Origin of the sequence: Kitasatospora sp. NPDC002227 (assembly GCF_040296285.1) — a bacterium.
Lineage (GTDB): Bacteria > Actinomycetota > Actinomycetes > Streptomycetales > Streptomycetaceae > Kitasatospora.
Genome location: NZ_JBEOWY010000005.1, coordinates 108,417 through 122,487, shown reverse-complemented (window position 1 = coordinate 122,487; position 14,071 = coordinate 108,417). Strand labels below are relative to the sequence as shown.

At 72.3% G+C, this 14,071-nt stretch carries 13 protein-coding genes; 10 read left to right on the top strand and 3 right to left on the bottom strand.

Annotated features, from left to right (window positions below; translation table 11 throughout):
- Positions 1-14 precede the first annotated feature (14 nt).
- Positions 15-794 (top strand): class I SAM-dependent methyltransferase, encoded by a 780-nt coding sequence (locus ABT095_RS06620; protein ID WP_350528179.1) that lies wholly within the window; start codon positions 15-17, stop codon positions 792-794.
- On the opposite strand, the gene cobC is transcribed toward ABT095_RS06620, so the two are convergent.
- Positions 761-2,272, bottom strand: a complete 1,512-nt coding sequence (gene cobC, locus ABT095_RS06615) for an Rv2231c family histidinol phosphate aminotransferase CobC (protein WP_350528178.1) — start codon at positions 2,270-2,272, stop codon at positions 761-763. The two genes, ABT095_RS06620 and cobC, sit on opposite strands and share 34 nt — an antisense overlap.
- A 231-nt stretch (positions 2,273-2,503) precedes the next feature.
- Here cobC and ABT095_RS06610 point away from each other — a divergent pair, with 231 nt between their 5' ends.
- The 9 genes from ABT095_RS06610 to ABT095_RS06570 all read left to right on the top strand — a co-directional run bounded on the left by ABT095_RS06610 (position 2,504) and on the right by ABT095_RS06570 (position 11,873).
- Entirely contained in the window at positions 2,504-3,385 is an 882-nt protein-coding gene (locus tag ABT095_RS06610; RefSeq protein ID WP_350528177.1) for an alkaline phosphatase family protein, read from the top strand.
- A gap of 102 nt (positions 3,386-3,487) precedes the next feature.
- The gene (locus ABT095_RS06605) at positions 3,488-4,369 is read left to right on the top strand and encodes an alkaline phosphatase family protein (RefSeq protein ID WP_350528176.1); all 882 of its coding nucleotides are present in this window, start codon (positions 3,488-3,490) and stop codon (positions 4,367-4,369) included.
- 4 nt (positions 4,370-4,373) lie between these two features.
- Positions 4,374-5,636, top strand: a complete 1,263-nt coding sequence (locus ABT095_RS06600) for an MFS transporter (protein WP_350528175.1) — start codon at positions 4,374-4,376, stop codon at positions 5,634-5,636.
- Positions 5,633-6,661, top strand: coding sequence for a TolB family protein (locus tag ABT095_RS06595; RefSeq protein WP_350528174.1), 1,029 nt, complete (start codon positions 5,633-5,635; stop codon positions 6,659-6,661). The genes ABT095_RS06600 and ABT095_RS06595 overlap by 4 nt, the downstream gene beginning before the upstream one ends.
- Positions 6,662-6,843: 182 nt before the next feature.
- Positions 6,844-8,013: a branched-chain amino acid ABC transporter substrate-binding protein gene (locus tag ABT095_RS06590; RefSeq protein ID WP_350528173.1), complete on the top strand. Its 1,170-nt coding sequence runs from the start codon at positions 6,844-6,846 to the stop codon at positions 8,011-8,013.
- 30 nt (positions 8,014-8,043) lie between these two features.
- A complete protein-coding gene (locus ABT095_RS06585; RefSeq protein ID WP_350528172.1) occupies positions 8,044-8,964 on the top strand; it encodes a branched-chain amino acid ABC transporter permease in 921 nt (306 codons plus the stop codon).
- A gap of 49 nt (positions 8,965-9,013) precedes the next feature.
- Complete coding sequence (locus ABT095_RS06580) at positions 9,014-10,315, top strand: branched-chain amino acid ABC transporter permease (protein WP_350528171.1); 1,302 nt, start codon at positions 9,014-9,016, stop codon at positions 10,313-10,315.
- The gene (locus tag ABT095_RS06575) at positions 10,312-11,127 is read left to right on the top strand and encodes an ABC transporter ATP-binding protein (protein ID WP_350528170.1); all 816 of its coding nucleotides are present in this window, start codon (positions 10,312-10,314) and stop codon (positions 11,125-11,127) included. Before ABT095_RS06580 ends, ABT095_RS06575 begins: the two co-directional genes overlap by 4 nt.
- Positions 11,124-11,873, top strand: coding sequence for an ABC transporter ATP-binding protein (locus ABT095_RS06570; protein ID WP_350528169.1), 750 nt, complete (start codon positions 11,124-11,126; stop codon positions 11,871-11,873). The genes ABT095_RS06575 and ABT095_RS06570 overlap by 4 nt, the downstream gene beginning before the upstream one ends.
- 221 nt (positions 11,874-12,094) lie before the next feature.
- On the opposite strand, the gene ABT095_RS06565 is transcribed toward ABT095_RS06570, so the two are convergent.
- Both ABT095_RS06565 and cobO read right to left on the bottom strand, forming a co-directional pair.
- Positions 12,095-13,450, bottom strand: coding sequence for a cobyrinic acid a,c-diamide synthase CobB (locus ABT095_RS06565; RefSeq protein ID WP_350528168.1), 1,356 nt, complete (start codon positions 13,448-13,450; stop codon positions 12,095-12,097).
- A 13-nt stretch (positions 13,451-13,463) separates the two neighbouring features.
- Positions 13,464-14,069 (bottom strand): cob(I)yrinic acid a,c-diamide adenosyltransferase, encoded by a 606-nt coding sequence (cobO, locus tag ABT095_RS06560; protein WP_350528167.1) that lies wholly within the window; start codon positions 14,067-14,069, stop codon positions 13,464-13,466.
- Positions 14,070-14,071 lie beyond the last annotated feature (2 nt).

Below are 14,071 nucleotides of genomic sequence, written 5' to 3'. Positions count from 1 at the left end.
TAGGCTGCGGCACCATGACCACCACACCCGACAGCACCGACTGGCTCGCGGCCAACCAGGCCAACTGGGACGACCGCGTGCCCTTCCACCTCGCCAGCGAGTTCTACGACCTGCCCGGCTTCGTCGCGGGCGGGGAGAGCCTGCGCGGCTTCGAACTGGCGGAGGTCGGTGACGTCACCGGCAAGCGGCTGCTCCACCTGCAGTGCCACATCGCGCTGGACACCCTCTCCTGGGCCCGGCGCGGCGCGATCGTCACCGGCCTGGACTTCTCCGCCCCCGCCGTGGCCGCCGCCGCCGAGCTGGCCGAGCAGATCGGCGTCACCGACGCCCGCTTCGTCGCCTCCGACGTCCACGACGCCGTCGAGGCGCTCGACGGGCAGACCTTCGACATCGTCTACACCGGCTTCGGCGCCCTCTGCTGGCTGCCGGACCTGGACCGCTGGGCCCGTACGGTGGCCGCCCTGGTCGCCCCGGGCGGCTTCGCGTACGTGGCCGAGTACCACCCGTTCTCCGACATCCTGGCGGCGGACGGCGAGCGCGTCGAGTACGACTACTTCGACCGCACCCCGGCGGTGTACGACGAGCCCGGCACCTACGCCGACCTGGCCGCCCCCACCAAGGCCACCCGCACCGTCGAGTGGCAGCACGGCCTCGGCGAAGTCCTCACCGCCCTGATCACGGCCGGCCTGCGCCCGGAGTTCCTCCACGAGCACGACCACGCCCACTTCCGCCTCCCGGACGGCGGCCGCGTCCCCCGCGTCTACTCCGTCCGGGCCACCAAGCCGGCGGTCTGACGCTCCTTCGGCCCGGCCACCGGCTGTTCGGCCTCCGCCAGCGCCGTGGCCAGGGCCGCGAGGAAGCGGTCGGTGGTGGCCGGGTCGCGGACGGCCAGGCGCAGCCAGTCGGGGCCGAGGCCGGGGAAGGTGTCGCCGCGGCGGACGGCGAAGCCGAGGCCGCGCAGCCGGGCGCGGACGGCGGCGGCTCCCGGGAGTTCGACCAGGACGAAGGAGGCGGCGGGGCTGCCGTGGACCTGGACGGCGGGGAAGGCGGCCAGGCCCTTGAGCAGGTGGTCGCGGTGCTCGCCGGTACGGACGGCGGCTTCGTCGGCCTCGGCCAGGGCGGCGGGGGTGCTGCAGGCGATCGCGGCGGTCAGCGCCGGGGTGGAGACCGGCCAGAGCGGCTGGGCGGCGGCCAGGCGGGTGATCAGGCCGGCGGGCCCGAGCACGTAGCCGATCCGCAGGCCGGCCAGGCCCCAGGTCTTGGTGAGGCTGCGCAACACCACGACCTCGCCCGGGAGTTCACGCATCGAGGCGAGCGATTCGGGCTCCCCGGGCAGGGTGTCCATGAACGCCTCGTCCACCACCAGGGTCCGGCCCGGCCGGGCCAGCGCGGCCAGCGCGGCGACCGGGTGGGCGATCGAGGTGGGGTTGGTGGGGTTGCCGACCACCACCAGGTCGGCCTCCTCGGGCACCGCGCCGGGGGACAGCCGGAAGCCCTCGGCGGCGGTGAGCAGCGCCCGGTGCACGGTGTGCCCGGCGTCGCGCAGCGCCGCCTCCGGCTCGGTGAACTGCGGGTGCACCACCACCGCGTGCCGCGGCGTGAGCACTCGGGCGAGCAGCACGAACGCCTCCGCCGCCCCGGAGGTCAGCAGCACCTCCTCGGTGGGCCGCCCGTGCCGTGCGGCCACCGCGGCCCGCGCCTCGGCGCCGTCGGGGTAGGCCGCCAACTCGCCCAGGGTGGCCGCCAGCCGCTCCCGCAGCCACTGCGGCGGCGTCCCGGTCCGGACGTTGACCGCCAGATCCACCAACTCGGCGCCGTCCGAGCGGACTTCGGCGTCGCCGTGGTGGCGCAGATCGGGTTCGTCGGCGACGGTCATGGCGGTGACTCCTGAGGCGGGGTGGTCGGCGATCGCCACGGTGGCCCGGGCGGAGGCGCGCTTGGGGACGAGCAGGGCGCCGCCCGGGGCCAGTGCGGCGGCCTCGGCGACGCTCGGGGTGCCGACGGCGGCCCGGGCGGCGGGGGAGGGGTGCGGCACCGGCACGGCGGCGAGGGCCTCGGCGGGCAGGCCGCGCAGCGGCACGCCCAGCGCGCGGGCGGCCTCGCACAGGCCCGGTTCGGAGGTCCTGCGGTCGAGGGTGGCGAGGAAGGCGACGGCCTTCCGGCTGAGCCCGGCTTCGGCGAGGGCGGAGTCCAGCAGCGCGAGCACCTCCACCGCACCCACCCCACGGCGCGCCCCGAGCCCCACCACCACCCGCGTCGAGGGCGTGGCCATCAAGCCCCCTCTCCCACGAACTGGCTGGTCACCGGCCCGGGAATCCCACCATGCGGGCCTCGGCCGGGTCAATCGTGTCCCGTCGTCCGAAATGACCATGCACCGCCAAATGGGCAGCGAGCGTTCGTCAGTTCTTCACTTTCGCGCGGCAGTCCAGTCCAACCGGGGGCTCCTAGTGTTACGGCCGCTCCGCCCGCACACCTTCGCCGTTCCCGCCCCGGAGGAATTGTCATGACGAAGCCCACCCGCTCCCGCCGCAAGCTCACCGCGATCGCCGCCTCGACCGCTCTGGCCGCCGCCTCGCTCGGCATCTGGGCCGCCACCGCCACCACCGCCCAGGCCGCGGCGCTGCCCACCCCCGACCACGTCGTGGTCGTCGTGATGGAGAACCACGCCTACTCGCAGATCATCGGCAGCTCCAGCGCGCCGTACATCAACAACACGCTCAAGGCGGGCGGCGGCAACCTCACCAACTCCTTCGGCATCACCCACCCGAGCGAGCCGAACTACTACGCGCTCTTCTCGGGCTCCACCCAGGGCCGCACCGACGACAGCTGTGTGAGCGTCGGCTCGATGACCGCCCCGAACCTGGGCTCCGAGCTGATCGCGGCGGGCCTGAGCTGGGCCAGCTACAACGAGTCGCTGCCGAGCCAGGGCTCGACCACCTGCAGCAGCGGCAAGTACGCCCAGAAGCACAACCCGTGGTTCGGCTTCGGCAACGTGCCCACCAACACCGCGTTCACCTTCGCGCAGTTCCCGACCGACTACACCACCCTGCCGAAGGTCTCCTTCGTGGTGCCGAACCTGTGCAGCGACATGCACGACTGCTCGATCTCCACCGGTGACACCTGGATCAAGAACAACCTGGGTGCCTACGCGACCTGGGCGCAGACCCACAACAGCCTGCTGGTCGTCACCTTCGACGAGGACAACAGCCAGTCGGGCAACAAGATCCCGACCATCTACTACGGCGCCCACGTCGCCGCGGGCAGCTCCAGCGCCACCACGTACAACCACTACAGCCAGCTGCGCACCCTCGAGGACCTGGCCGGCCTGACCACCCACGCGGGCAACGCCGCCACCGCCACCGACGTCACCGGCATCTGGAACTGACACCGACCCGGACCGACCGGTAGCCACGGACGGCCGGGCCGCCGCCCGGCCGTCCGTACCGCTCGACAGCTCATCGCTCAGCACCCCACAGGAGGACCCGCCATGCAGCCCCACAAGGCACCCGCCCGTCGTACCCTGACCGCCCTGGCCTGCGCCGCCGGCCTCGCAGCGGGCTCCCTGGGGCTGTGGACGGCCTCCGGCACCGCGCACGCCGCGACCTCGCTCCCGGCCCCGGACCACGTGGTGGTCGTGGTGATGGAGAACCACGCGTACTCGCAGGTGATCGGCAGCTCCAGCGCGCCGTACCTCAACTCGCTCGCCCGCGGCGGCGCCAAGCTCACCGCGTCGTACGGCATCACGCACCCCAGCCAGCCGAACTACTACGCGCTCTTCTCCGGCTCCACCCAGGGCGTCACCGACGACAGCTGCGTCGACCCCGGTGCCCTCCAGGAGCCGAACCTCGCCTCCGAGCTGCTGGACGCGGGCCGGAGCTGGGCCAGCTGGAACGAGAGCCTCCCGGCGGACGGTGACACCTCCTGCCGCAGCGGCAACTACGCCCAGAAGCACAACCCGTGGTTCGGCTTCGGCAACGTGCCCACCGACAGCGCGTACACCTTCGACGAGTTCCCCACCGACTTCTCGACGCTGCCGACGGTCTCCTTCGTCACCCCGGACCTGTGCAGCGACATGCACGACTGCTCGGTCGCCACCGGTGACAGCTGGCTGCGCGACAACCTCGGCGCCTACGCCGACTGGGCGCAGACCCACAACAGCCTGCTGGTCGTCACCTTCGACGAGGACAACAAGCTCTCGGGCAACCGCATCCCGACCGTCCTGTACGGCCAGCCGGTGGCGGCGGGCAGCACCTCGGGCACCACCTACACCCACTACGACCTGCTGCGCACGCTGGAGGACCTGGCCGGCCTGAGTGCCCACGCCGGCAACGCCGCCACCGCCTCCGACATCACCGGCATCTGGAACTGACGCCGTGTACCTCGCGGAGTCACGCGCCGCCAAGGCTCCCGCCACCGCCTCGGGCAAGCGCCCGGGGCGGGGCGGGGCCGCCGTGCCCCCCACCGTGCTGGCCCTGGGCGCGGTCAGCCTGATCACCGACATCTCCTCCGAGATGGTCAGCGCCGTCCTGCCGCTGTACGTGGTCACCGCACTCGGGCTCTCCCCGCTCGGCTTCGGCGTCCTGGACGGCATCAACAACGGCGTCGGCGCCCTGGTGCGCCTGCTCGGCGGCCACTTCGCCGACCGCGGCGGCCGGGGCCACAAGACGGTCGCGGCGATCGGCTACGGGCTCTCCGCCCTCTGCAAGCCGCTGCTGCTGCTCGCCCACACCGTCACCCTGATCGGAGGCGTGCTCGCCGTCGACCGCACCGGCAAGGGCCTGCGCACGGCCCCCCGGGACGCGATGATCTCGCTGGCCACCGCCCCCGAGCACCGCGGCCGCGCGTTCGGCGTGCACCGCGCGATGGACACCACCGGCGCCCTGATCGGCCCGCTGCTCGCCTTCGCCGTGCTGCGCGTCGCCGTGGACGGCTACGACGCCGTCTTCACGGTCAGCGGCTGCATCGCGGTGGTCGGCGTCCTGGTGCTGCTGCTGTTCGTGCCCACGCCGCCCGCCTCGGAGGAACTGCGCCCCGCGCCGCCGAAGTTGAGCGAATCGCTGGCCCTGCTGCGGCTGCCCGCGCTTCGCCGCCTGGTGCTGTGCGCCGTACTGCTCGGCCTGACCACCGTCAGCGACTCCTTCCTCTACCTGCTGCTGCAGCGCCAACTCCACCTGCCCACCCGGCTGTTCCCGCTGCTGCCGCTCGGCACCGCCGCCTCCTTCCTGCTGCTCGCCTACCCGCTGGGCGCGCTGGCCGACCGGATCGGCCGCCGAACGCTCTTCCTGCTCGGCCACGCCGTGCTGCTCGCCGCCTACCTGACCGTGCTGCTCGCCACCGGCGCGGGCGCCCCGGTCGCGGTGGGCGTGCTGGTGCTGCACGGGCTGTTCTACGCCGCCACCGACGGCGTACTGGCCGCCGCGGCGGCCGACGTGACCCCGCCCGGGCAGGTCGGCGCCGGGCTGGCCCTGGTCGGCACCGGCCAGGCCCTGGCCCGCTTCGCCTGCTCGCTGCTGTTCGGCGCCGCCTGGAGCATCTGGGGCGGCCACACCACCCTCGCCGTCACCGCCGCGGCGATGACCGCCGGCGCCGTCACCGCCGGCCTGGTCCTGCGCACCACCCCCGGAGCTGCCAAGTGAACCGTGCCCCCAGGCTGTTGATCCTGCTCGTCGCCGTGCTGCTGCTCGGCGGGGTCGGGGCCGGCGCGGTGCTGTACGCCGCCGACCGGTCCGGGCAGAAGGACCAGGAGCAGGTCGGCGGCCCGGCGGTGCGGCCGGGCCAGGTCTCGCTGGCGGCCACCGGGGAGCGGGAGCTGGTGTTCCGCAACCTGGCCTGGGGGCCGCACCGGGACGAGGTGGTGGCCGTCCCGGCCGACCGGCCGGACGGGGTGCGCACCTCCTCGGGCGTCAAGTGCCTGCGCTTCCACGCCGCCGCCGGGCACGGCATCTGCCTGCAGGCCGTGCACGGCCCGCTGGAGGACACCTACCGGGCCGTCGTCCTCGACGACAGGCTCCACGAGCTGCACAGCTACCCGGCGGTCGGCATCCCGACCCGCGACCGGGTCTCGCCCTCGGGCCACCACGTGGCCTGGACGGTCTTCGTCAGCGGCGACTCCTACGGCGGCAGCGACTTCTCCACCCGCACGGCCATCGCCGACACCCGCGACTGGCACGTGGACGACAACCTGGAGACCTACACCCTGATCAAGGACGGGCACCCGTACCAGGCCCACGACGTCAACGTCTGGGGCGTGACCTTCGCCGCCACCGACGACAACCTCTTCTACGCCACGGTGGCCACCGGCGGCCACACCTACCTGGTGAAGGGCGACATCGCGGCCCGCAGCCTGACCACCCTGCACGAGAACGTCGAGTGCCCCTCCCTCTCGCCCGACGGCACCAAGATCGCCTACAAGCGCCGCGTCCCCGGCCTGCCCTCCGACGCCCAGTGGCGGCTGTACGTGCTGGACCTGCGGACCATGAAGGAGACCGCCACCGCGGAGCAGCGCCAGATCGACGACCAGGCCGTCTGGTCCTCCGACTCCACCCTGCTCTACGCCCTCCCCGGCGACTTCGGCGCCGACCTGTGGACCGTCCCGGCCGACGGCACGGGCAGCGCCCAACTGGTGACGAAGGCAGGCCTCGCCCCCGCCTACCTGGGCTGAACGGCCCAGCCTCACGGTCACGTTGCGCGATCGTCCGAGGTGACAAAGCGTGACCAAGGAGCTCTCCCGGTCGATCCGGGGCTGACTAGAGTCGCGGCGACCGCCGAGTGCCGCAGCGTGCGACCAGCGCTGCCACGGCGGACTTCGACGCTGACCTCATAGCCGCTCCTGGGGGAACTTCCGTGCTGCGCAAGCGACTTCTTCAGACCGCCGCCCCGCTCGTGGTCGGCCTGCTGGCCCTGACCGGCTGCACCAAGGGCGACGACCAGGCCTCGGCCGACGGCAAGAAGCTGTTCAAGATCGCCTACGAGGGCCCGCTCACCGGTGAGAACGCCGCCCTCGGCGCCCACATGGAGAACGGCGTCAAGCTCGCGATCCAGCAGGCGAACGCCAAGGGCGACCTGCCGTTCACCCTGCAGTACGTGCCCGGCGACGACACCGGCAGCGCCGACCAGGCCCCGGCCGCCGCCCAGAAGATCATCGACGACGATGCGGTGATCGCGACCATCGGCCCGGCCTTCTCGGCGCCCACCAAGGCCGTCGGCCAGCTCTACTCGCAGGCGAACCTGCTGGCCCTCACGGCCTCGGCGAGCAGCCCCTCGCTCACCACCCTCGGCTTCACCTCCTTCCTGCGCGGCATCCCCAACGACAACGCCCAGGGCGGCGGCATGGCCGTCTACTACGCCAAGAAGCTCAAGGCCAAGAAGGTCTTCCTGGTCGACGACAAGACCGAGTACGGCGTCGGCCTGTCGGCGGTCGCCGAGAACGACCTCAAGAAGGCCGGTGTCCAGGTCGTCCGCGAGAGCGTCCCGCAGAAGACCCCGGACTACACCGCCGTGGCCACCGAGGCGAAGAACTCCGGTGCGGACGCGCTGATCTACGCCGGCTTCTACGCCGACGCCGCGCCCTTCGCCAAGAAGCTCAAGGAGGCCGGCTTCGACAAGCCGAAGATCGCCTCCGACGGCACCAACGACAAGAAGTTCGTCGAGCTGGCCGGCGGCGCCGCGGAGGGCTGGCTGCTCACCTGCCCGTGCGTGGACCCGACGGTCGAGCCCGGCATCAAGAAGTTCACCGAGGACTACAAGGCCGCCTTCAAGGTCGACCCGGGCACCTACTCGGCGGAGTCCTACGACGCCACCAACCTGGTCATCGAGCAGCTCAAGGCGCTCGGCACCGGCGCGACCCGCGAGTCGCTGCTCGCCGCCGTCAAGAAGGCCGACTACAAGGGCCTGACCAAGCGCTACCACTTCGACGAGAAGGGCGAGTTCCCCGACAAGGCGGCGTTCCTCTACCAGGTCGAGAACGGCAAGATCGTCTACAAGGGCGACATCAACGTCCTCGCGGGCAGCTGACGTCACGGACCCCGGAGAAGGAGTCGCACGATGTCGCTGTACGAGTTCTGGGACTACCTCGTCCCCGGAGTGGCGCTCGGCGCCCTGTACGCGGTGATCGCGATCGGCTACACCCTGGTCTACGGGGTGCTCCAGCTGATCAACTTCGCCCACAGCGAGGTCTTCATGCTCGGCGGCTTCGGCAGCCTGATCGTGCTGACCGCGATCACCCCCGCCCACCCCTCCGCACTGGGCTCGGTGCTGCTCGTGCTGGCCGGACTGGTGGTCTCCGCCCTGGTCGGCGGCGCCACCGCCTTCGGTCTGGAGAAGGTGGCCTACCGGCCGCTGCGGCGGCGCGGGGCGCCCAAGCTGATCTTCCTGATCAGCGCCATCGGCGCCTCCTTCTTCCTGTACAACCTCGCGGGCAAGCTGTTCGGCCGAGACCCGCTGCCGATGCCCCACCTGTACGACAACAACGTGGTGTTCACGCTGTTCGGCGCCCGGGTCACCATCACCCAACTCCTGCTGCTCGGCTGCGCGCTGGCCATGATGGCGGGGCTCGACCTGCTGGTGAACCGCACCCGCCTCGGCGCCGGTATCCGGGCACTCGCCCAGGACGCCGAGACCGCCTCGCTGATGGGCGTGGACACCGATCGGGTGATCTCCCGGACCTTCCTGATCGGCGGGCTGATGGGCGGGGTGGCCGGGTTCCTGTTCGGTCTCAACACCCAGGTCTCCTTCACCATGGGCTTCAACCCCGGCATCACCGCCTTCGCCGCCGCCGTGCTCGGGGGAGTCGGCTCGATCCGCGGCGCGATGCTCGGCGGCCTGCTGCTGGGCCTGGTGGAGAACTTCGACGTACCCCTGTTCGGCGAGGAGTGGCGCTACGCCGCCGCCTTCGTGGTGCTGGTCGCGGTGCTGATGTTCCGCCCCACCGGCATCCTCGGCGTCAAGCTCGGGCGGGCCGCCTGATGTGCACCCCTACCGCTCTCGTCCCTTCGAGCTCCGTCAGGAGGTCCGCATGAGTACCGTGCTCCAGGACCGTCCCAAGACCGTCGTGGTGGACGTCGCCCGGCTGCGCCGCACCCGCTGGCACCAGCAGCCCCGCTGGCGCCGCCTCGGCGCGCTGCTCGCCCTCGGCGCGCTGCTGACCGTGATGACCGGCGAGCAGGGCAGCGGGAAGGACCTCCTGTACTCGCTGCGCGGCAGCCTCACCAGCGGCCGGCTCTGGGCCTTCCTCGGCCTCGGCGTGGCCGCCTGGCTGCTCGCCGAGCTCGGCGCCCCCGTCCGCACCGCCCTGCGCCGGGCCGTCCGCCCGGCGGCCCGGGCCCGCACCTGGGCCGCCGAACGGCGTGCCGTCCGCCTCGGCGGGGTGCTCGTCGTGCTCGCCCTGCTGATCTTCGTGCCGCTGACCCTCAGCAAGGCCACCAACCAGGTGCTGGTCGACTGGGTCGGCATCTACGTGCTGCTCGCCCTCGGGCTCAACGTGGTGATCGGCTGGGCCGGGCTGCTCGACCTCGGCTTCGTCGCCTTCTTCGCCATCGGCGGCTACAGCGCGGCCTTCTGGACCGGCCGGCTGCCGGTCCAGCCGCCGGTCCACCTCAACCCCTTCCTGGTGATCCCCGTCGCGATGGCCACCTGCCTGGTCGCCGGAGTACTGCTCGGCGGGCCCACCCTGCGCCTGCGCGGGGACTACCTGGCGATCGTCACCCTCGGCTTCCACGAAGTCATCTATCTGGTGGCCAAGAACTCCGACGGCCTCACCGGCGGCTCGATGGGCGTCTTCGGCATCCCGCACTTCTCGATCGACCTCGGGCCGATCCAGTACCGCTGGAAGCTGGACCCGCTCGACTACTGGTGGCTGCTGCTCGGCCTGGTCGTGGCCGTCGTCCTGGTGCTGCGCCGGCTCGAGCACTCCAAGGTCGGCCGCACCTGGATCGCCATCCGCGAGGACGAAGTCGCCGCCGCCGCCCACGGCGTGGACACCGTCCGGTACAAGCTGATGGCCTTCGCGATCGGCGCCTCCACCTCGGGCGCGGCCGGAGTGGTCTACGCGAGCAAGGTCGGCTTCATCAACCCCGAGAACTTCCCGCTGCTGTACTCGGTGCTGGTGCTCGCGTACGTCATCTTCGGCGGCATGGGCTCCGTCCCCGGCGTGCTGCTCGGCGCCGGGCTGCTGGCCTGGCTGCCCCACGCGCTCAAGGACGTGGTGGACCAGAAGGACCGCTTCATGTACCTCGGCGCGCTGCTCGTGGCCATGATGATCTACCGCCCGCAGGGCCTGCTGCCCGCCCGCCGGCGCACCTCGGGAGGTGCGAAGTGACCACTTCTGAAGCCGTGTTGGAAGCCGAGGCGCTGACGCTGCGGTTCGGCGGGCTCACCTCGCTCTCCGAGGTGTCCCTGCGGATGCGGGCGGGGGAGGTGCTGGCCGTGATCGGCCCGAACGGCGCGGGCAAGACCTCGCTGTTCAACTCCCTCACCGGCGTCTACCAGCCGCAGGAGGGCAGGGTCACCTTCCGCTCCCCGGACGGCGGTTCGCACCAGCTGCTCGGCCGCAAACCGCACCTGGTGAACCGGCTCGGCGTCGCCCGGACCTTCCAGAACATCCGCCTGTTCGGCGCCCTGAGCGCGCTGGAGAACGTCCAGGTGGCCGCCCAGACCCGGCAGCGCACCGGCCCGCTCGCCATCGCCCTCGGCCTCCCGCACGCCCGCCGGGCCGAGCGCACCAGCGCCGAACGCGCCCGCGAACTCCTGGAGTTCGTCGGCCTCGGCACCCGGGCGGGCGAGGCGGCCGGCTCGCTCTCCTACGGTGACCAGCGCCGCCTGGAGATCGCCCGGGCGCTGGCCACCGACCCCCGGGTGGTGCTCCTGGACGAGCCCGCGGCCGGCACCAACCCCACCGAGAAGCTCGAACTCACCGAGCTGATCCGGCAGATCAACCGGGAGCTGGGTGTCGGCGTGCTGCTGATCGAGCACGACATGAAGCTGGTGATGTCCGTCGCCGACCGGGTGGTGGTGCTCAACTTCGGCAAGGTGATCGCCGAAGGCACCCCGGCCGAGGTCCAGCGCGACCCGGCCGTCATCGAGGCCTACCTGGGCGCCGAGGCCGCCCAGCACGAGGGGAGCACGCTGTGACCGTCGCCGTGGAGACCGAGGCGCCCACCGCCACCGCCGCGCCCGCCCTGCTGGAGCTCGTCGACCTGCACGTCGGCTACGGCGCGATCACCGCCCTCAAGGGCATCGACCTCACCGTCCGCCAGGGCGAGGTGGTCGCCCTGCTCGGCGCCAACGGCGCGGGCAAGTCGACCACGCTGCGGACGATTTCGGGCCTGCTGCAGCCGGTCTCGGGCGAAGTCCGCTACGGCGGCGAGCGGATCGACGGGGTCCCCGCCCACCAGGTGGTGAGCCTCGGCATCGGGCACTCGCCGGAGGGGCGCCGCGTCTTCGCCGACATGACCGTCCTGGAGAACCTCCGGATGGGCGCCTACCGCTTCGGCAAGGCCGACCCGGCCGATCTCGACCGCGTCTTCGCCCTCTTCCCCCGCCTCGCCGAACGCCGCCGCCAGGCCGCCGGCACCCTCTCCGGCGGCGAACAGCAGATGCTCGCCATGGGGCGCGCCCTGATGGGCCGGCCCGACCTGCTGCTGCTCGACGAACCCTCGATGGGCCTGGCCCCCATCATCGTGGCCCAACTCTTCGACATCATCCGCGAGATCAACACCCAGGGCACCACCGTCCTGCTGGTCGAACAGAACGCGGCCCAGGCCCTCGCCCTCGCCGACCGCGCCTACGTCCTGGAGACCGGCACCATCACCGTCCACGGGCCGGCGACCGACCTGCTCCACGATCCGCGCATCCGCGAGGCCTACCTCGGCGGGTAGCACTTTCTGAGGCAGTACCTTCTCTGGGGCAGTACCTTCTCTGGGGCAGCACCTGCTCTGGGGCAGCACCGCCAGGGGCGCGGGGAACTGCGCGAAGCGGAAGGAACCGGCCCGCGGCCTCCCGCTTCGCGCAGTTCCCCGCGCCCCTGGGATAGTGCAACTGGCTCCATGCGAAGCCGATCTGCGACGCCTCTCCCGATTTCGCGCAGTTCCCCGCGCCCCTAGCGAAGGCACTGCCCCACAAAGGTGGAGGCCAGCTCCGGTGCGCCGGCCCAGTGCAGGTGCAGGTACGAGGCGTGGACAGAGCCCTGGACGAAGCCCTCCGTCCTCGGTGTCCCGTCCGGCCCCCGCCAGCCCCAGGCCGGCTGCTCGCCCGCCCCCGGCTCGACCACGGTGCGGTGGAACTCGTGGCCGCGGACCCGCGTGCCCGCCGGGGCCAGGACGGAGTCCCCGAGCGCGACCGCCTCCCGGTAGCCAAGGGTCAGCCGCTTCGTCATCCGGGCGGAGCCGTCGAGCACGCCGCACATCGCCTCCCCGTCCAACTCCCGCCCCAGATACAGCAGTCCGGCGCACTCCGCGCTCACCGGCAGCCCCGCCGCAGCCCGAGCCGCGATCTCCTCCCGCAGTCGCACGTTGGCGCTCAACTCGCCCACGTACATCTCCGGGAAGCCGCCGCCGATCACCAACCCCCGGACGTCCTCCGGGAGTTGTGAATCCCGCAGCGGATCGAACGGCACGACCTCCGCCCCCGCCGCCGCCAGCAGCTCCGCGTTCTCCGCGTACGAGAACGAGAACGCCGCCCCCGAGGCCAGCGCGATCCGGGGCCGCCCGGCCGCCGCGGACACCTCCTCGGCCGCCGACCAGGCCGCCCCTCCCAGCGGAGGAGCGCTCTGCGCCAGCGCGACCACAGCGTCCAAGTCGACCGACGCGGCGACCAGTTCGCCCATCTCCCGGACCGCCGCCACCGCCTCGGCCGAGCGCTCGACGGCCGGCACCAGCCCGAGGTGCCGAGAAGGCGTCGCGACGGACGAAGCCCGCCGCACGGCGCCGAGCACCGGCACCCCCGACCCCTCCTCCAGCGCCTCCCGCAGCAGCTGCTCGTGGCGGTCGGAGGCGACCCGGTTGAGGATCACCCCGGCCAGGCGCACCTGCGGATCCCAGGAGGCGAAGCCGTGCACCAGCGCGGCCACCGACCGGGACTGCGAGGAGGCGTCGACCACCAGCACCACCGGCGCCCGCAGCAGCTTCGCGACATGCGCGGTGGAGGCCAGCTCCCCACGCCCGGCAGCGCCGTCGAAGAGGCCCATCACGCCCTCGACCACCGCGATGTCGGCCCCCGCCGCGCCGTGGTGGAAGAGCGGGGCGATCCGCTGCTCGCCGCACATGAAGGCGTCCAGGTTGCGCCCGGGGCGCCCGGCGGCGAGCCCGTGGTAGCCCGGGTCGATGTAGTCCGGGCCGACCTTGTGGGGGGAGACCTTGAGGCCGCGCGCGCTGAGCGCGGCCATCAGGCCGGTGGCGATGGTGGTCTTGCCCGCGCCCGAGGAGGGCGCGGCGATGACGAGGCGGGGGATGTTCAACGGAGCTTCCGGTCTACCACTCGATACCGCGCTGGCCCTTGCGGCCGGCGTCCATGGGGTGCTTGACCTTGGTCATCTCGGTGACCAGGTCGGCGACTTCGAGCAGGGGCTCCTTCGCGTAGCGGCCGGTGATGACCACGTGCTGGCTGCCGGGCCGCTCCCGGAGCACCTGCACGACCTCCTCGACGTCCACCCAGCCCCAGTGCATCGGGTAGGTGAACTCGTCCAGCACGTAGAAGCGGTAGGTCTCGGCGGCGAGGTCGCGCTTGACCTGCTCCCAGCCCTCCTTGGCCGCCTCCTCGCTGGAGATCTCCGCCTCGGCGGAGCGCTGCACCCAGGACCAGCCCTCGCCCATCTTGTGCCAGGCGACGCTGCCGCCCTCGCCGGACGCGCCGAGCACCTTGAGCGCGTTCTCCTCGCCGACCTTCCACTTGGCCGACTTCACGAACTGGAACACCCCGACGGACCAGCCCTGGTTCCAGGCCCGCAGCGCCATCCCGAAGGCGGCGGTGGACTTGCCCTTGCCGGGGCCGGTGTGCACGGCGGTGATCGGCAGGGTACGGCGCTGGCGGGTGGTCAGGCCGTCGTCGGGGACGGACTCGGGAACGCCCTTCGGCATGG